General features: G+C 66.1%; 15 protein-coding genes, 2 tRNA genes and 1 pseudogene. 7 read left to right on the top strand and 11 right to left on the bottom strand.

What is annotated here, in order from left to right:
* Positions 1-16 precede the first annotated feature (16 nt).
* Both A37U_RS53915 and A37U_RS55050 read left to right on the top strand, forming a co-directional pair.
* Positions 17-739: an SDR family NAD(P)-dependent oxidoreductase gene (locus A37U_RS53915; RefSeq protein WP_276142619.1), complete on the top strand. Its 723-nt coding sequence runs from the start codon at positions 17-19 to the stop codon at positions 737-739.
* Complete coding sequence (locus A37U_RS55050; protein WP_276142617.1) at positions 703-828, top strand: hypothetical protein; 126 nt, start codon at positions 703-705, stop codon at positions 826-828. Before A37U_RS53915 ends, A37U_RS55050 begins: the two co-directional genes overlap by 37 nt.
* Before the next feature lie 154 nt (positions 829-982).
* On the opposite strand, the gene A37U_RS45455 is transcribed toward A37U_RS55050, so the two are convergent.
* From A37U_RS45455 to A37U_RS45450, 4 genes are all read right to left on the bottom strand, one after another.
* Positions 983-2,554 carry a tannase/feruloyl esterase family alpha/beta hydrolase gene (locus A37U_RS45455; RefSeq protein ID WP_157183034.1) on the bottom strand — a complete coding sequence of 524 codons (1,572 nt, stop codon included), beginning with the start codon at positions 2,552-2,554 and terminating at the stop codon, positions 983-985.
* A gap of 386 nt (positions 2,555-2,940) precedes the next feature.
* Positions 2,941-4,047 carry an o-succinylbenzoate synthase gene (gene menC, locus A37U_RS0126980; protein ID WP_020499792.1) on the bottom strand — a complete coding sequence of 369 codons (1,107 nt, stop codon included), beginning with the start codon at positions 4,045-4,047 and terminating at the stop codon, positions 2,941-2,943.
* A complete protein-coding gene (locus tag A37U_RS0126975; RefSeq protein WP_020499791.1) occupies positions 4,044-5,210 on the bottom strand; it encodes a M20 family metallopeptidase in 1,167 nt (388 codons plus the stop codon). Before A37U_RS0126975 ends, menC begins: the two co-directional genes overlap by 4 nt.
* Positions 5,207-6,505 carry an MFS transporter gene (locus A37U_RS45450; RefSeq protein WP_020499790.1) on the bottom strand — a complete coding sequence of 433 codons (1,299 nt, stop codon included), beginning with the start codon at positions 6,503-6,505 and terminating at the stop codon, positions 5,207-5,209. The genes A37U_RS0126975 and A37U_RS45450 overlap by 4 nt, the downstream gene beginning before the upstream one ends.
* Before the next feature lie 171 nt (positions 6,506-6,676).
* Here A37U_RS45450 and A37U_RS0126965 point away from each other — a divergent pair, with 171 nt between their 5' ends.
* The gene (locus A37U_RS0126965; protein WP_020499789.1) at positions 6,677-7,651 is read left to right on the top strand and encodes an Lrp/AsnC family transcriptional regulator; all 975 of its coding nucleotides are present in this window, start codon (positions 6,677-6,679) and stop codon (positions 7,649-7,651) included.
* A 638-nt stretch (positions 7,652-8,289) separates the two neighbouring features.
* Here the strand turns inward: A37U_RS0126965 and A37U_RS55045 are convergent.
* A pseudogene (locus A37U_RS55045) lies at positions 8,290-8,433 on the bottom strand (IS256 family transposase); the annotation flags it as partial.
* Positions 8,434-8,460: 27 nt separating this feature from the next.
* Between A37U_RS55045 and A37U_RS0126960 the strand changes: the two are divergent.
* The gene (locus A37U_RS0126960) at positions 8,461-8,934 is read left to right on the top strand and encodes an SRPBCC family protein (protein WP_026197646.1); all 474 of its coding nucleotides are present in this window, start codon (positions 8,461-8,463) and stop codon (positions 8,932-8,934) included.
* A gap of 109 nt (positions 8,935-9,043) precedes the next feature.
* Here A37U_RS0126960 and A37U_RS55040 read toward each other — a convergent pair whose 3' ends face one another.
* From A37U_RS55040 to A37U_RS0126935, 5 genes are all read right to left on the bottom strand, one after another.
* Positions 9,044-9,607, bottom strand: a complete 564-nt coding sequence (locus tag A37U_RS55040) for a tyrosine-type recombinase/integrase (RefSeq protein WP_420806264.1) — start codon at positions 9,605-9,607, stop codon at positions 9,044-9,046.
* Between the two features lie 626 nt (positions 9,608-10,233).
* A tRNA-Arg gene (locus A37U_RS0126950) sits at positions 10,234-10,306 on the bottom strand.
* A gap of 48 nt (positions 10,307-10,354) precedes the next feature.
* A tRNA-Ser gene (locus tag A37U_RS0126945) sits at positions 10,355-10,443 on the bottom strand.
* 119 nt (positions 10,444-10,562) lie between these two features.
* Positions 10,563-12,515: an acetoacetate--CoA ligase gene (locus A37U_RS0126940; protein ID WP_026197645.1), complete on the bottom strand. Its 1,953-nt coding sequence runs from the start codon at positions 12,513-12,515 to the stop codon at positions 10,563-10,565.
* Positions 12,516-12,767: 252 nt separating this feature from the next.
* A complete protein-coding gene (locus tag A37U_RS0126935) occupies positions 12,768-13,382 on the bottom strand; it encodes a dienelactone hydrolase family protein (protein WP_020499784.1) in 615 nt (204 codons plus the stop codon).
* A 104-nt stretch (positions 13,383-13,486) separates the two neighbouring features.
* Here A37U_RS0126935 and hisC point away from each other — a divergent pair, with 104 nt between their 5' ends.
* The 3 genes from hisC to A37U_RS0126920 all read left to right on the top strand — a co-directional run bounded on the left by hisC (position 13,487) and on the right by A37U_RS0126920 (position 16,544).
* Complete coding sequence (gene hisC, locus A37U_RS0126930) at positions 13,487-14,554, top strand: histidinol-phosphate transaminase (protein WP_020499783.1); 1,068 nt, start codon at positions 13,487-13,489, stop codon at positions 14,552-14,554.
* A gap of 69 nt (positions 14,555-14,623) precedes the next feature.
* Complete coding sequence (locus A37U_RS0126925; RefSeq protein ID WP_026197644.1) at positions 14,624-15,589, top strand: alpha/beta hydrolase; 966 nt, start codon at positions 14,624-14,626, stop codon at positions 15,587-15,589.
* A gap of 10 nt (positions 15,590-15,599) precedes the next feature.
* Positions 15,600-16,544 carry a nucleoside hydrolase gene (locus tag A37U_RS0126920; protein WP_020499781.1) on the top strand — a complete coding sequence of 315 codons (945 nt, stop codon included), beginning with the start codon at positions 15,600-15,602 and terminating at the stop codon, positions 16,542-16,544.
* Here A37U_RS0126920 and A37U_RS45445 read toward each other — a convergent pair.
* The gene (locus tag A37U_RS45445) at positions 16,513-17,091 is read right to left on the bottom strand and encodes a hypothetical protein (RefSeq protein WP_020499780.1); all 579 of its coding nucleotides are present in this window, start codon (positions 17,089-17,091) and stop codon (positions 16,513-16,515) included. The two genes, A37U_RS0126920 and A37U_RS45445, sit on opposite strands and share 32 nt — an antisense overlap.
* Between the last annotated feature and the right edge of the window lie 11 nt (positions 17,092-17,102).

The following is a 17,102-nucleotide window of genomic DNA, read 5'->3' as shown; positions in this document are numbered from 1 at the left end:
AAAGAGGTGGCAGAGTATGGCGGTTGGTCAACGGTTCGATGGCAAGGTAGCGCTCGTCACCGGCGGCGCGTCGGGCATCGGGGCGGCGACAGCGCGGCGGCTGGCGAGCGAAGGCGCAAAGGTCGTTCTCGGAGACTTGAACCGGGACGGCGCGGAACAAGTCGCAAAGGAGATCGGTGACGCAGCGTTCGCCGTGCAGTTCGATGCCGGCGACACCGGCTCCATCAAGCAGCTGGTGGATAACGCAGCGGCGCACTTCGGGCGCTTTGACGTCTTGCACAACAACGTAGCGATTCTCTCGCCGGAGCACGCGTCGAAGGACACCAATGTTCTCAATATCGATTTCGATACGTGGGATACGACCATGCGGATCAACCTGCGTGGATATCTCGCTGGCTGCAAGTATGCGATTCCGTACATGCTGGAGCATGGTGGGGGCTCGATCGTGATGACCGCGTCGACACAGGGGCAGGCCGGCGATCGAACGCAGATGGCGTACGCAGCTTCCAAGAGCGGCGTCATGATGCTCACGAAGTACGTGGCCACCCAGTACGGCAAGCAGAGGATTCGGTGCAATGCCGTCAATCCCGGACTCATGCTGACGCCCGCCGCTACGGAGTTCATGCCCGCAGAGATGCGGGAGGTGTTCCTGTCCAATACGCTCACGCCCGGCTGGGCAAGCCGGAGGACATCGCGGCGGCGGTGGCGTATCTCGCTTCGGACGATGCCGCGTTCGTGACGGGCACGACGCTCAACGTGGACGGCGGACTCGAGGCGCACCAGCCGACCTACTCGGAGGTCGGCAAGCTCGGCGGATCGGGAGAATAGCGTCATTCTTCCGGTAGCTACCGAACCTCACTGCGGAGCGTCGGTAGGCTGCTACGGCAGAAGTTTGATTTGAAGAAAGCAAAAAGATTTCCTCAGCGTCAAACGACGTGCCCGGACGGTCCGGGATCCGGACGGGCAGAAAAAGACTGTCGCACTAGAGCGTGAAAGCGGGTACTGGCTCCTCATCGCCAATCTTTTGCAGTTCGAGATCAAACCTTTCCGCGGTGATCGAATCAGGCGCCTTGCCCTCCTCTACCCACTCCATGAGCGCGGCCATACCGCGAGCGATCGTGAGTCCCGGACCGGCGTCCACGTGGCTGTGACCATCGCCGGGCGAGCAGAAGAGTCGGAAGAAGCCGCCCACTTCACCGGTCGCCACAACGGCACGCTTGTAGTAGTCGATGGAGCCCTGCGAGAAGATGAGCTCGTCGTTCAACGCGTGCGACAGGATCAGCTTTCCACCGCTATCGCGCAGACCGGAAAGGTCGGCGCTGTCGCTGGCAACCTCGGCGAATTCTTGAACTCCTTGGCGGAACAGTTCTTCGTACGACTCGAAGGTCAGCGTCGTCCAATCCCAGTCGGAGTCTTTCAGTAGCCACGTCCGAAACCATGACGCGGCTATTTCGAACGGTGCCGGGACGAGCCCGCCGTCTTGTTCCTGTGTCATACACAGGCCGGTCTTGAGTATGTTGTCTCCCCAGCTTTCCGCTCCGGGATGGAGGCCGTACCAGAGGAATTCACCATCAGCGGCTCTTGGCCCGTCCCAGATTTGTTGCATAACCTCGGCATCGGTGGCGGTGATTTCCCCGTCCGGGGTGTTGGTGCCGATGACGGCACTGGCGTCGAATGCGATCAACTCGTGTGAATCTGCCTGGTCGCGCTGCGGGTAGGCCGTGAGTGCGGCAGTACGGAACGTTCGCAGCTTCGCTGGGGACAGCGGATTGTGATACTCCTTCATGACCAGCGCCGGCCAAAGCTCGGCGGTAATCAACCTGGTCCAGTTGATCGCGGGATCAGAAGCCCACACTCCGTCGTAGTCGTCCGGGTAGCGCTGCGCTTGTACAAGCGCCTGTCGGCCACCTCCGGAGCAGCCGCAAAAATAGGAGTATTCGGGCGCCTCTCCGTGGATAGTCTCGGTAACGGCCTTGCCGATGATGGTCATCTCGTGAGCGCTGCGGTGCGCCCAGTTCTGGATGAGGTCCCAGTTCAGTTCGCCGGTGTCCTCATCCAACTGCCAGTCCAACATCCGCGGCTCGTCCAGCCCGACGCCGCCGTCGGTTGTGGCTGTCGCGAAGCCGTTCTTCAGCGCCATCGTCGGAGTCAGTACACGCAGGATGTCGAACGACGGAACATAGACGCTATTCGTGCGGTTGCCGGAGCCCGCGGTCCCCAGGAAGCGACCGTTCCAGTCGAGTGGCACCCACACGGTGACCTGGGCGGTAGCGCCGCCCGGGCTGAATTGTTCGACGCGGACCTCGCAGTACTCGGGCAGGCCGGTCATCGTGCCCCAACCGGGGAGATCTTCGAAGCCGGGCGGTGCCGGCAACTCGCACTCGCCAGAGGAGTTGATGTCGACCGAGACGACTCGAGCTCCGTCCAGTTCTGACAACGCCGATGCGACGAACTGAGGATTGCAGCGGTCGCGTACCTCGGAAGATCCTGGTATCGATTCCCATGTGACCCAGTGAATAAGGTCAGACGGTGCGATTTGAATCGTTCGGCTCATCTATGTGATCCCAACTCGGCGAATAGTTCATTGTGTGAACAGCTAGGAACGGCCCGTGCGGGCTGTCGGGCACTGTGCGCCGCTTCATGGTCGGCAGCAGGGTGCGCGGCGAGCACCATTTTCGAGCATCTTGCAGGTGAACGTCAACCATGTCGGTGAGTGCAGTGGTGTCAACGGTGACGGTGACAACGGTGGCGCCGAGGGCCGCGTAGGCGGCGGCGTCTTCGCCGCTCAGCCCACCGCAGCGTCACCGCACTGGAAAACGGCGTACGACAGTGGACCAACGATTGAAACGCCAACCCCAAACCATTCGTCTGGACCAAGACCGTCGTCGGGGGCTGTCGTTCGAATGACACACCCCTAACGCTCCTGATGCTCTCCGATGATCAGAAGGCGATCCACTGCCGCGCGGTGGTGAGCGCGGCAAGGGCGTCCTGGTCCGCAGAGACGCCGATTCCGGGACCGGTAGGCACTTCCAGGCAACCGTCCCGGAGTTCGAAGGGTTCGGTGATGTCCTGTGCGTAGTAGCGGGAGGAGGCCGAGGTGTCGCTTGGCAAGGTGAACCCGGGCAGTCCGGCGAGGGCGAGGTTGGCCGCGCGCCCGATCCCGGTTTCCAACATTCCGCCGCACCATACGGCGATTCCGTTGGCCTGGCACAGATCGTGGATGCGCCGTGATTCGAGGTAGCCGCCGACCCTCCCGGGTTTGATGTTCACGATCCGGCAGGCGCCGAGCGCGATCGCGTCCGCGGCGGCCCCGGCGGAGACGATCGATTCGTCCAGGCACACGGGAGTGCGCAGCTGCAAGGCCAGTTCGGCGTGCTGGCGCAGCTGTTCCTCGCCGAGCGGTTGCTCGATGAGCAGCAGGTCGAACGGGTCGAGCCGGGCGAGGTCGCGCGCGTCAGCGAGGGTGTACGCGGAGTTGGCGTCGACCTGGAGCACGAGCTCGTCCCCGAAGCGTTCCCGGACCGCGCGCACCGGCTCGATATCCCAGCCGGGCGCGATCTTCAGTTTGATCCGCACATAGCCCTCGTCGAGGTATCCGGTGACGGCATCGAGCAGTTCCGGGATCGAATCGTGGATCCCGACCGATACCCCGGCCGGAACCCGTTCGCGGGTGGCGCCGAGGTAACCGCCGAGTGCGAGCCCGTGGGTGCGCAGCTGGGCGTCGAGAACCGCGGTCTCCACGGTGCTTTTCGCCATCCGGTGCCCGCGAACCGGGGCGAACAACTCGCCGAGCTGCTCCGCGGTGGGTTCCCGTTCCTCGCGCAGCCGCGGAATCAGGAACCGCTGGATCATCTCGGCAACGCCGTCCACGTATTCCGAGGAATACATGGGGGTGCTGAACGCGACGCATTCGGCCCAGCCCTCGGCATCCGGGGTGAGCACGCGCAGCAGGAGCACTTCGCGTTCGTGCACCGCACCGAACGAGGTGCGGAACGGGTGCCGCAACGGCAGTCTGAGCCGGAGGATTTCGATTCCCTCGATCTTCACAGCGGTCCTCCAAGGTTGCCGGTGAATTCGGCGATCACCGCGGCGGCCACGGCGGCACGCTCGGTCATGGCAGCGATCGAAACGTGTTCATGCCTGGCATGCGCGCCATCCCCGACCGCGCCGATCCCGTCCAGCACCGGAACCCCCAGTGCGGCAACGAAATTGCCGTCACTGGCTCCGCCGACCGCGCGCTCGCCGATATCCAGGCCGAGTCCGGCGCCCGCCCGGTTGGCGAGTTCCGCGAGCTTTCCCGCCACTGCGCTGCGTTCCATGACCGGCCGGTTCCACTCCCCGCTGACCGTGATCTGCGCCCGCGGGTCCGTTGTGCGCAGTCCGGTCAGCGCGCTCGCGATACGGTCCTGTTCGGCCCGGCTTCGCACCCGCACATCCACCGTGGCCGCGGCGTTTCCGGCGACCACGTTGCTCGCGGTGCCCCCGTGTACGAGCCCCACGTTGACCGAGGTTCCCGCCGCGAGGTCGGTCAAGGCGTGCAGTGTGAGCGTGGCCCGCGCCAGTTCATCGACCGCGCTCGCACCTTTCTCCGGGTCCAGTCCGGCATGTGCCTCGCGCCCGGTGACCGCGATCTCGAAGATCCCGACCCCTTTGCGCGCTGTCTTGACCGAGCCCGCGGCGCTGCCCTCGAACACCAGCACCGCGGCGGCATCCGCGCACTCGCGCTCGATCACCGGCCGGGAAACCGGGCTGCCGATTTCCTCATCGCCGTTGAGCACAATCCGCACCGGCGGCATGGTGTATCCGTTGCGCGCCAAGGCTCGCAACGCCCAGAACGCCTGCACCAGACCGGCCTTCATGTCGAAGGTGCCGGGTCCGCTCGCCGTGTCACCGTCCACCGTGTACGGCCACTGTGCCAGGGTTCCCTCGGGCCACACGGTGTCGTAGTGCCCGAGCAACACGACCGGCGCCGTGCCGTGGCCCGGGAAATCCAGCACGAGCACCGATCCGTGTTCCCCGCCGGCCGTCAGCTCGCGCCGGTCCGCGGCGCCCAGCCGGTCACCGATCCAGCGTTCCAGCCAACTCAGGGTCTCGGCGAGCAGTGCGGGATCCCCGCTCGGGCTCTCGTAACCGACGAGCGCGCCGAGATCGGCGACCAGCTCGTCCCGATGTCCGGCGAGCCAGTCGTGGATGCCGGCTACCTCGATCATTTGGCTACCTCCGGAATGGGTTGTGCGCGCTCGCCGATCCGGCGCGGCGCGGTTTCGGGCAACAGCGCGGCACAGACCAGTACGAGCAGTGCGACACCCGCGCCGAGCAACGGAACGCTCCAGGACGCCTTGCCCGAGGAGACGAACACGAGCGTGGCCAGAGTGGGCGCGAGACCGCCGCCGAGCGCCGCACCAAGCTGATAGCCCAGCGAGGCGCCGCTGTAGCGGACCTGGGCGGGGAACTGTTCGGCGATCATCGCCGGGGTGGTGCCCTTCATCGAAGCGGTCAGCGGGGATGCCAGCGCGAACGCCAGATAGAACAGGAAATCGTTGCCCTGGTGGACCATCCAGAAGAACGCGAACAGGTAGATCCCGGTGAGCACGGCACCGATGCACACCACCGGACGACGGCCGAAGCGATCGGCCAGCGCGCCGGAGACGAACGAGAACACGGTGGTACCGGTCAGGAAGATCGCCTGCGCCGCAAGGCTTTGCGCCTGCGTGTGTCCGACGGCGAGTGCATAGGTGAGGAAAAAGGAGAAGCCGAGATAGGCGATCGCGTTGTATCCCATGCTCAGCCCGAAAGTGAGCGACAGCGCCCGCAGATGCTCGGTGAACACGGTCACCAAGGGAATCCGCGGCGGCCGTTCAGTGCGCTCGAACTCCGGGGTGTCCCCCGCACCGCGGCGCGCGGCCAGCCCGACCACGACGAGGACCGCGCTGAGCAGGAACGGTACCCGCCAGCCCCAGGTCTGCATCGAATCCGGGAACAGCGCCGAGATCGCGGCGAACACCAGCACCGCAAGCAGCCCGCCGATGCTGATCCCCGCGCCGGTGAAGCTGCCGTAGAGCGCGCGTTTGCCCGGCGGTGCCGACTCGACCCCGTACAGTGCCGCACCACCCCACTCGCCGCCGGAGGCGAATCCCTGCACCAACCGCAGCAGCACCAGCAGAATCGGCGCCCAGACACCGATCGTGGCGTAACCCGGGAGCACTCCGATCAGCACCGTGGACGTGCCCATCACCACCAGGGTCAGCATCAGCATCCGCTTGCGGCCGAGCCGGTCACCCCAATGACCGGCGAGGACGCCGCCGATCGGCCGGGCGAGAAAACCGGTGCCGAACGCCGCGAAGGCCAACAGCGTGCCGATCAGCGGATCGCTCACCGGAAAGAAAAGCTTGTTGAACACCAGCGACGCAGCGGTGCCGTAAATGAGGAAGTCGTAGTACTCGAGGGTCGTGCCCACACCGGAGATGACGAAGATCTTGACTCCCCCAGGGCGCACCGACGACATCCGCCACCTCCTTCTCCGTTGACCATCGAGGTTTGTTCATACCCGAGCGTCAGCATCGCACATAATGCCGTATTCATTCAAGATAGAGCTCCTCGACGCCTGATTCAGGCAAGTCTACACCTGCCGGATTCCTGCGCTAAGCTCGCCGCCGACACCGAGGAGAGGAACACGATGGCCGAGGCACCCTGCCTGGACGAGGTCGACCTCGACCTGGTCGCCGCCCTGCAACACGCGCCCCGCGCGCCCTTCGACATACTGGCGCGCGCCATCGGTGTCTCCGCGCGCACCGTGACCCGCCGGTACGCGCGCCTGGTCGAGGATGATCTGCTCCGGGTCATCTGCGAGCTCGACTGGTCACTGCTCGCCGAAGGGGTTCCGGTGAACGTGTGGCTGGACACCGAACCGGGGGCCGCACACGAGGTAGCCACGGCACTCGCCGCGCGGACGGACACCACCTTCGTCAGCGTCTGCTCCGGACGCGGCGACGTCTACACCGTGCTGCACGGCATGACCAGACAGGCCACCACCACCGCATTGACCACCGAGCTGCCCCGGATCGCGGGAATCCGCACGGTCCGCAGCGAATGGGTGCTACGCAGGCTGACCAGTTCCGCGGCCTGGCGGTTACCCCGGCTCGGCGAGGAGCAGCGCGCCGCCCTCACCGAGCACACCATCACCGAGCGCGGCCAACGCCACCAGGAACTCGGCCCGCTCGAACGAGACCTGGCCGGGCTACTCCGGACCGACGCCCGCACCCCCCACTCGGAGATCGCCCGCAGCCTCGAGATCACCGAATCACGGGCCCGGCGCACCGCGACCGCCCTGTTCGACTCCGGGATGCTCCGGCCGCGCGTCGAAATCGACCCACACCAGCTCGGCTACCAGACCGAAGTCGTGCTCAGCATTTCCTGCCTGCCGCACGCCACCGACGAGCTGACCGCCGCGCTACGCACACATCCGGCGACCCGATTCCTCGGCCTCGTCGCCGCCAAACCCACACTCACCTGGGACGGCGTGTTCCACAACGAGGAGGAACTGGCGGATTTCCTCACCACGGACATCGGGTCCCACCAGGCCGTGACCGCCCTCGAATGCTCCTTCCACCTGAACATCGCCAAGCGCTACTGGACGAGCACCCGCACTTGACGCAGCCGCACGAACTTCTCCATCAGGGCGAGATCGATACCAAGACCCGGTCAGCAAGACTGTCGCTTGAACATCTGACAGATCTCGTAGGGGACAGACAACAATTACGCCGACAAGTGGTCTAACCGGCACCGTGGCACCGAATTCGCTGACACCGCAAGGAAAACAGCCTCAAAAACATTTCTTTACCGGCCCGGCAGGGCCCCGACTTAAAGGGATGGATAAAGGAACAAACCAAGGGAGCTCCACCGAATGCCGCCGGTGGAATTCCCTCGACCTGCATAAACTCTGGCGCGCCTAGGGATTCGAACCCCAAACCTTCTGATCCGTACGATTTCCGCGTCCAAATCGTGTTGATTCGTCCCACGGGGCGTGTTTTCTTGTGCTGTTGTGTTCGCGTGTGGCTGACTGGTGATGGAACTACCGGACACGCAAAACGAGGGATCGGCCCCTCGACGCGAAGGTCCCAGCCGAGCATCGGCTAGAGAACCCTGTCGCGAGCTGGCACCTACCTGTTGGCGTATGGCACCACTGGGCACTGCATCTCTCGGTGTCTTGTTGAGCAACCAGGACCATGCTGCTGGTCTCGGGGCTGTAGAGGGCTTTCGCGCGGACGGTATTTCCGGCGTGTGTTGTGAGTACTGTTCGGCTCCCGGCCAGCAGTTACCGAAAGTGATGAAGAACGCGTCGAGAACTGGCTTCCAGCACATGGTCCGTCGTCACAAGCTACAGGCATTTGAGCGCTGCTTGTTCGTTGGGAAATACCCGCGTGCCCGTACGGCCACCACACAAAGGTTAGACTGGGCGAGGTGAGTGATGAAACAAGGCTCTCGGCGCAACGCAGGATCGACGCGAGTCCTCAGGTGATCTTCCAGGTGCTGTGCGACCCGCGCGGGCACGTGACCATCGACAGCTCCGGAATGCTGATGAGCGCCGACGGGCACCGCGTGGGCGCCGAGGGCGACCGGTTCGTGGTACACATGGACCGCGAAGCCCTCGGGGATTACCCACTCGGACGATACGACGTAACCGTACGTATCACCAAATACATCGAAAACCGGGAACTCGCCTGGACCATAGAAGGCCAACAGCGCCCACCCATCGGGCACGTCTACGGCTACCAGCTCGAACCCGCCGACCCCGACGCCGCTACGACGTTGGTGACCTCCTACTACGACTGGTCACAAATCGACCCGGCCTGGCGCGAACGCGCCATCTTCCCCGTCATCTCCGCAGACGCTCTCCGCGCCACCCTCGGAATCCTCGCCCGCACCGTGCAATAAGAGCCCATTTCACCATGACACCACCTGCTGCGCGGGGACGTCGGCGAAGTACTTCGCATGCCAGATCAGCGCCATGCTGGGTGTCGTCGCCCAGTTGGCTGGTGTCCACTTAGTGGACCATGGTCGTGCCCAGCCGGCGGTGCCGCAGACGCCGTTGGACCGCGCCGGGATCGCCCCAGCCGGTCAGAACGCAGGCAACGGTGTGCCGAATCCGATGCGGCGCCACATCTATGGCGATTCGCCGGTCAACGTGATTGGCCAGGAACACCGGCCGCGCCGCGACCGTCCCCGGGACAAGCGGGACATCAGTATCCGGGGTAGCACAGAACAGCCATCGCGCCCTGTCCAAGGAATCCGGATACCAAGTGCGAATGTGTTGCCGCCAGTAGAGCGCCGTGGCTCGAGACAGAGACAGCCGGTCATGTCGATAAGACTTCGTCGCCCCCGTAATCACGCCACCACACCGACCCGGTTTCCGCGCCCGCTCAACCCACAACCCCTGGCCACACAGGTCATCGGTACGAAGCCCCGCCAACTCACCGCGACGCAGCCCACTCTCAGCAAGTAACAGCACCTGCAGACACCTCTGCTCGGCACGAAACCACCGCAACCACGAACCTCGCGAACCACCCCAGTCCCGCTCAGCCTGCTCCGCCAACCAATGCCCAACCATCACCAGCTCGCGCACCACCGGCACCGGCAACTGCAACCGCGGTTGCGTCCCCGGCAACCGGGCCACACCCGCCAACGGATCCCGCACCAACCAGCCCCGCGCGCACGCCCACCCAGTCCCGGCACACAGCAACTCACACCGAGCCCGAACCCCGACAACACCAACACCGGCCGCACGCCACCCGGCGACGGCCTGATCCAACATCAACGGCGACAACGCCCAAACCCGCACCACCCCAAGCGGATCCGCAACCAACTCCAGCAACACCGCGTCCCGCTGCCGCAACAACGCAGGACTCCCAAACCCCACCCGCTCCACGAAACACGCCAACCCACAAGCCCCTCACCCCACCGCAGCACCGCAGCACCGCAGCACCGCAGCACCGCAGCACCGCAGCACCAACCAAAGCAGGGCGTGCGCCCCGGTGCACACAGTTCAGAACACCGTGCCGACCGCTGACACCCCCACACCGCGCCTCGATGGAAGCAGCAACCAGTCACAACTACACAACGTAATCCCTATAAGCACAGAGCCATCCCTGCAGTTACAGGGATGGATAAAGGGATAAGTCAGGGGCGGCTCCTCGGTAACACCCGAGAAGCCGCCCCTGAACTGCAAAAACGTTGCGCGCCCGTAGGGATTCGAACCCCAAACCTTCTGATCCGTAGTCAGATGCTCTATCCGTTGAGCTACGGGCGCATGGCCTGTTGGCCGTCTTCAGTTGTGTCGTCGGCGAACCGACGAGCGCGGAGGCTCCGGGATTTGAACCCGGGATGGGCGTAAACCCAAACCGCATTAGCAGTGCGGCGCCATAGACCAGACTAGGCGAAGCCTCCTGGAGCCTTCGGCTATGTGCAGAAGATAGCTTACACACCCGTTCGCAGGCTCCGCACGCGGGTTACGGTTTGCTCACCGAACCGGCGCTGCGCTGGGCGGATCAGACCGATCACGCCGATCACCCGGATCGCTCCACGGCGAGGTCGATGAAGGGCTGCAGCGCTTCGGGGCTGGCGAGCGCGTCGAGGGAGACGGCTTTCTCGACGGGGGTACCCGCGAGGATGCGTTTGACGGGGACCTCGCATTTCTTGCCGTTGAGGGTGCGCGGGATGGCCTGGACGAGGTGGAATTCGTCGGGCACGTGGCGCGGGGACAGTTCGCTGCGCACGGCTTTGCGCAGTTCGGGCTCGACGTCGGCGAGCTGGGTCCCGGGCGCGAGCACGAGGAAGCACAGGAGTTTGCCTTCGGCCCCGCCCGCGGAGGTGTCGATCACCAGGGAGTCGGCGATCGCCTCGAAGCCTTCCACGACGCGGTAGAACTCGGCGGTCCCCATGCGCACTCCGCCGCGGTTGAGGGTGGAGTCGGAGCGACCGTGGATCACGGCTGAGCCGCGTTCGGTGATGGTGATCCAGTCGCCGTGGCGCCAGATCCCGGGGTACATCTCGTAGTAGGCCTCGCGTTCCTTACTGCCATCGGCATCGCCCCAGAGCCGCAGTGGCATGGAGGGCATGGGTTCGGTGATCACGAGTTCGCCGACCTCGCCGAGCACGGGACGACCTTCGGGATCGTAGGCGGCGACGGCGGAACCGAGCGCGGCGCAGGAGAGTTCACCGCGCCAGACAGGAACGTCCGGGGCGGAGCACACCATGGCGGTGCACAGGTCGGTGCCGCCGGAGACGGAACAGATCTGCACGCGTTCCCCGATGTGCTCGCCGATCCAGCTGAATCCTTCCGGGGAAAGCGGTGCCCCGGTGGAGCCGAGGGCACGCACTCCGCTGAGGTCGTACTCGGCGCGCGGATCGATCCCGGCCTTGAGGCAGGCCTGGATGAACGGGGCCGAGGTACCGAAGTAGGTGACGCCTTCCTCGGCGGCGAGCCGCCAGAGCGCGGACATGTCGGGATATCCAGGGGAACCGTCGTAGAGCACGATCGCCGAGCCGACGAGCAGTCCGGAGACGAGCAGGTTCCACATCATCCAACCGGTCGTGGTGAACCAGAAGAACCGGTCGGACTTGCCGAGATCCATCTGCAGGCGCAGGGATTTGAGGTGTTCCACGACGATGCCGCCGTGCCCGTGCACGATTCCCTTGGGCAGTCCGGTGGTTCCCGAGGAGTAGAGCACCCACAGCGGGTGGTCGAAGGGCACCGGTTCGAAGTCGAGCTCGCCGCGCTCGACGGTGAACTCGCTCCACGGCAGGGTGCCCTCGAGGGAACCGGTACCGGTGTAGTCGATCAGCACGCACTCCGCGTCGATGGCCTCGCGCACCTGGGTGACGGTGTCCAGCACGGAACGGACTTTCCCGCCGTAGTGGTACCCGTCCACGGCGATGAGCACCTTCGGCTCGATCTGGGCGAACCGGTCGATCACCGCGTGCGCACCGAAGTCGGGGGAACACGAGGACCACACGGCGCCGAGGCTCGCGGTGGCCAGGAAGGCGACGAGGGTCTGTACGCAGTTGGGCGCGAACGCGGCCACCCGGTCGCCGCGGCCGACCCCGAGCGCACGCAGTCCCGCACGTGCCTCGGCGACCTGTGCGCGCAGCTGTCCGTAGGTGACCCGGTCGCGCAGCCCGTCCTCGCGGGCGAACACCACGGCGAGCGCGTCGTCGGCCCGGCCGGTGAGCGCGTGTTCGGCATAGTTCAGCGTGGCTCCGGGAAACCACTGCGCACCGGGCATGGTGCGGGTACCGAGCGCCGAGCTCGGCTGCTGATGGAACCGCACACCGGCGTATTCGGCGAAGGCGGACCAGAAGGCCTCGAGTTCGGCGACCGACCACTCGTGCAGCTCGGCGTAGTCGGCCAGTTCCAGGCCGTGCCGCTCCCGCAGCCAGTCGCGGAACCGCGCGGTCGCGGTCTGCTCGGGTTTTTCCGGACGCCACAAGACTTCTGGCTCAGCATTCACGGTTGGCACAGTACCTAAGCGCGCCCGCGAACGGGAGCACCACGGACCGTGGATGCTGTGCCGGTAGATACCAAACCGACCTCCAGCAAGCCGATCCCCTTTGTCCGTCAAGGGGATCTCACCTGGCCGAATCGGCTTTTTCGGCCTCCTTGGTAATGGGCCTCCGCGCTCGACCGTTGGGGGGATGGACGGGAACGCGGAGGCGGCCCCAGCGTAATACACCCACCCGTGCCTGGCACAACCTAGGGGCAGATGTCCCACTCACCGCAGATGCGCGTCGAACCAGTTGACGACCCGGTGCAGTACACCGGCCGCGACCTCCTGATCACGGTCGAATCGGTGCTCCTCGCCGGGCACGGTGAGCACGTCGTGGGCGACCTCCGAACCGGCGACCGCGCGCTTGAGCACCTCGATCGCCTCGGCGGTGGCGAACCCGTCCGCGTCCCCGTAGACGCCGAGCCAGGGACAGGACAGTTCGCCGGCGATATCGCGCAGCGCGGGCAGGCTCGCCGAGCCCGGTTCGAGGATCCCGGGCGCGGCGATGCTCACCGCGGCCCCGATGGACCGCTTGGCCGCGATCTCGAGCGCGTATCCGCCACCGAGATCGAAACCGAGCACACCGAGCCGGTCGGAGGAGATGTCCCGCTCGGACAGCCACACCCCGGCCGCGTCGAAGTCTTCGATGATCTGCCCCTCGCCGGATTCGGGGACGACCGTGAGCCAGCCCTCGCACGCGAGTGTCGCGGGGATATCGGCCGCCGCATCCCCGTGGAGCACGATCAGCCCGCCGCGAACCGCGTGCTCGGGTTCGGCGATGGTCATCCGCAGTGCGCGCCCATCGGTGAGCCGCACCGTTTCGGTGAAGGTTTGGGTCATCGGGCAAGCCAACCGGTCGGTGCGATCACGAGTCAACACTTCACCGACGGTTACCGGCCTCCTCCCGGTTCCGCCGCGGGAGCCGATCCTGATTAGCTGTGCCCATGACCTCCTTGCCACGCGCCGACCTCGCCACGCTGCCCGCCTACGTTCCCGGGAAGACCATTCAGGGGGCGATCAAACTCGCGAGCAATGAGGTTTCCGCTGGTCCACTGCCGAGCGTCCGCGCGGCGATCGCCGAGGCGGCCGCGGGGGTGAACCGGTACCCGGACACGGGTTCCCAGGCGCTGGTCTCCCGCCTGGCGGAACGGTTCGATCTCGAGCCCGGGCGGGTGGTCGTCGGCTGCGGTTCGGTGAGCCTGTGCCAGATGGTGATTCAGGCCACATGCACCCCGGCGGATGCGGTGCTGTTCGGCTGGCGCTCCTTCGAGGCGTACCCGATCCTGAGCCAGGTCGTCGGCACCACCCAGATCACGGTCCCGACGACCCCGGAACACGCGCTCGACGTGGACGCGCTGCTCGCCGCGATCACCCCGGAAACCCGGGTGGTTTTCCTGTGCTCGCCGAACAATCCGACCGGGACCACGCTGACCGGGGCCGAGCTCACCCGGTTCGTGGAGTCGGCCCCGGAACACGTGCTGATCGTGCTCGACGAGGCCTACCGGGAGTTCGTGGACGACCCGGAGGTCCCGGACGGCATCGAGTTCGCCAAGCGCTGCTGGGCCGAGGGCCGGGAGAACATCGCGGTACTGCGCACCTTCTCCAAGGCCTACGGGCTGGCCGGGATCCGCGTCGGCTACTGCGCCGCGCCGGTCCCGGTGGCGGAGGCACTGCGCAAGGTCGCCGTGCCGTTCGCGGTGAACATGCTCGCCCAGACCGCGGCGATCGCCTCGCTGGACGCCGAGGAGGAACTCATGGCGCGCTGCCGGGAGATCATCGCCGAACGCGCGCGGGTGCGCTCGGCGCTGCAGGAGTACGGCTACGAGGTGCCGCCGAGCCAGGCCAACTTCGTCTGGCTGCCCCTCGGGGCGCGCACTGCGGCCTTCGATGAACACTGCCTCGGGCACAAGGTGATCGTGCGCGCCTTCGCCGATTCCGGGGCGCGGATCACCATCGGGACGCGCGAGGAGAACGACGCCCTGCTCGAGGCGGCCCGTACCTTCGCCGGGTAGCCATTCGGTCACCGAGGATTACCCGCCTGGCGGTACCCCTTGGAGGGGAGCAATACCTACCGTCAAAATATGAGGCGGATCACAATGGCGTGCCGCGTCGCGCTGACAGCACTGCTCATCGCCCTGTTCACCGCGCCGGGCACCGCATCGGCGGTCACCCCGCGCAGTGCGAACGGGGCCCATGTCGTGACCCAGAAATGGCTCGGCGACCGAACCATGGACCTCACGATCTCCTCGACCGCGCTCGGCAGGGACGCCATGGTGCGGCTGATCGTGCCACCCGGCTGGTCGCCGGAATCCGGGCGCAGCTGGCCGGTCGTGTACCTGCTGCACGGCGCCAATGACGACGCCGACTACACCGCGTGGACGAAGTTCACCGACATCCAGCGGTTCGCGCGGGACAAGCACGTCATCATCGCGATGCCCACCGCCGACACCTTCGGCTTCTACTCCGATTGGCTGCACGGCAAGCCCGCGTGGCAGACCTTCCATCTCGACGAGCTCCCGCAGATCCTGGAGCGCGGCTATCACGCGAGCGATCAGCGCGCGGTCGCCGGACTGTCCATGGGCGGATTCGGCGCGATGCGTTATGCCGAGCTGCGCCCCGGGATGTTCAGCGCCGCCGCCTCGTACAGCGGATTACTGGACACCACGTTCCCCGCGGTGCCCCAGGCGCTGCAGTTGCTGATGTTCGCCCGCGGTCTCGATCCGAACGCGCTATGGGGTGACCCGAACCGGGAATCCGTGATCTGGCAGCAGAACAATCCGATCGCGCACGTCCGCGAACTGCGCGGCACCCGGCTGTTCTTCTCCTCGGGCAATGGGAAACCGGGGAAGCTCGACAAACCGGGTAAGGGATTCGATCCCGTCGAGGGCGTAATGGGCACCGTCACGAAGATGTTCACCGATTCGCTGCAGAAGGCCGGAATCCCCGCGACGACCGATCTCTACGGCGACGGCACGCACGATTGGCCCTACTGGCAACGGGAACTGCACCGCTCCTGGCCGCTGCTGACCCAGGGGTTCACGCGATAGCGTGCCGCGTATGACGCGCAGGCTCGTTCTCGACGTGGACACCGGAACCGACGACGCGGTCGCGATCATGTTCGCGGCACTGCATCCCGAACTCGAACTGCTCGGGGTGACCACGGTGAACGGCAATGTCCCGGTCACCAATACGACCGACAACACGCTGCGGGTGCTCGACTGGATCGGGCGCTCCGATATTCCGGTGTACCGCGGCCTTTCCCGCCCGCTGGCCCGCAACGGTTCGCCGGGGCCGCGGCACTACGAACGGGACGGGAAAGCCGATCCGCACGGTCTGGCCCTGGACATTCCGGAACCGCACAGCAGCGCAGCGGGCACCGGGGCGGTCGAATTCCTCGTCGAAACCCTGCGCACGGTCACCGATCCGCTCACCCTGGTCGCGGTCGGCCCGCTGAGCAATATCGCCACCGCGCTCGCGATCGATCCCGGGCTGACCGAGTCCGTTGCCGAACTCGTGATCATGGGCGGTGGGCACGCGGTCGGCAATGTGACCGCCTCCGCGGAGTTCAACATCTGGGGTGATCCGGAAGCGGCCGCGGTCGTGTTCTCCGCCGGATTCGAGCGGCTGACCCTCGTTCCACTGGACGCCACCCATCGTGCGCTGATCAGCAGGGCGAGCGTGGACGCGCTCGGGGCGCTCGGTACCCCGGCCGGTACCGCCTGCGCGCGGTTCATCGGCAAACGGATCGAGGCCTATACGGCGATGCTGCCGGGCACCGATGCCGCGCCGGTGCACGATGTGGTGTGTACCGCCTGCCTTGTGCGCCCGGAACTGATCACCACCGAGCACATCCCGGTCCGCGTCGAGACCACGAGCCCGCTCACGATCGGCCGCACCGTGATGGACCGGCGCCCGCACACCCCGGACGAGCCCACTGCGCACGTCGCCTTCGATGCCGACGCGGCCCTGCTCACCGAGCTGCTGCTGGAGACTTTCGGCTAGGGGTTTTCCGGCTCAGTGACCCGGCCAGCAGCGCGGCGCCGTGCCCGAGCAGGCAGAGCCCGGCCCCGAGCCCGGTGACGGTGCTCGGGAGCACGGGGCTGGCCAGGCCGGTGATCAGGGCCGCGACGGCCACCGCGGTCACCGCACCGGAGAGCGCGAGCATGCCGATCCCCGGGAACACCCGGTTCAGCGGCGTGAAGTGGATTCCCACCACGAAACAGATCAGGGCGGAGATGAACTCCGCATGTCCGGTGGCACCGAGGATCGCCGCGCCGACACCGCACACGCCGAACTCCGCCCCGACGGTGATTCCGTACCGCCGGGCGGCCGCGCGGTCCCGCAGCGGCGAGGAATCCCGTGGTGACCGGAGAATCGCCACGACACCGCCCAGCAGGAGCAGCACCGCGAGAATCTGGCCGGTGATCAGCACTGGCACGGCCCAGGCCGGTGGTCCTTCCTGGCCCCAGCCGAACCAGAGGCATCCGAAGAAGCCCTCGATGAGCGCGGCGAAAGCGAGCGTGCGCTCGGACGCACCCGTGTAGAACATTCGCTCATCCG

Source organism: Sciscionella marina DSM 45152 (assembly GCF_000379465.1).
In the GTDB taxonomy this organism is placed as follows: Bacteria; Actinomycetota; Actinomycetes; order Mycobacteriales; family Pseudonocardiaceae; genus Sciscionella; species Sciscionella marina.
The sequence above is the reverse complement of the archived record's forward strand: the minus strand, read 5'-3'. Positions and strand labels throughout refer to the sequence as shown.

Coding starts and splice junctions, on each gene's coding strand:
- A37U_RS45455 (WP_157183034.1), bottom strand. CDS start 2,554: ATGAGCCGAACGATTCAAATCGCACCGTCTGACCTTATTCACTGGGTC.
- A37U_RS53915 (WP_276142619.1), top strand. CDS start 17: ATGGCGGTTGGTCAACGGTTCGATGGCAAGGTAGCGCTCGTCACCGGC.
- A37U_RS0126925 (WP_026197644.1), top strand. CDS start 14,624: ATGAGGCGGATCACAATGGCGTGCCGCGTCGCGCTGACAGCACTGCTC.
- A37U_RS55040 (WP_420806264.1), bottom strand. CDS start 9,607: ATGGTTGGGCATTGGTTGGCGGAGCAGGCTGAGCGGGACTGGGGTGGT.
- A37U_RS45445 (WP_020499780.1), bottom strand. CDS start 17,091: ATGTTCTACACGGGTGCGTCCGAGCGCACGCTCGCTTTCGCCGCGCTC.
- A37U_RS0126935 (WP_020499784.1), bottom strand. CDS start 13,382: ATGACCCAAACCTTCACCGAAACGGTGCGGCTCACCGATGGGCGCGCA.
- A37U_RS0126965 (WP_020499789.1), top strand. CDS start 6,677: ATGGCCGAGGCACCCTGCCTGGACGAGGTCGACCTCGACCTGGTCGCC.
- hisC (WP_020499783.1), top strand. CDS start 13,487: ATGACCTCCTTGCCACGCGCCGACCTCGCCACGCTGCCCGCCTACGTT.
- A37U_RS0126975 (WP_020499791.1), bottom strand. CDS start 5,210: ATGATCGAGGTAGCCGGCATCCACGACTGGCTCGCCGGACATCGGGAC.
- A37U_RS0126920 (WP_020499781.1), top strand. CDS start 15,600: ATGACGCGCAGGCTCGTTCTCGACGTGGACACCGGAACCGACGACGCG.
- A37U_RS45450 (WP_020499790.1), bottom strand. CDS start 6,505: ATGTCGTCGGTGCGCCCTGGGGGAGTCAAGATCTTCGTCATCTCCGGT.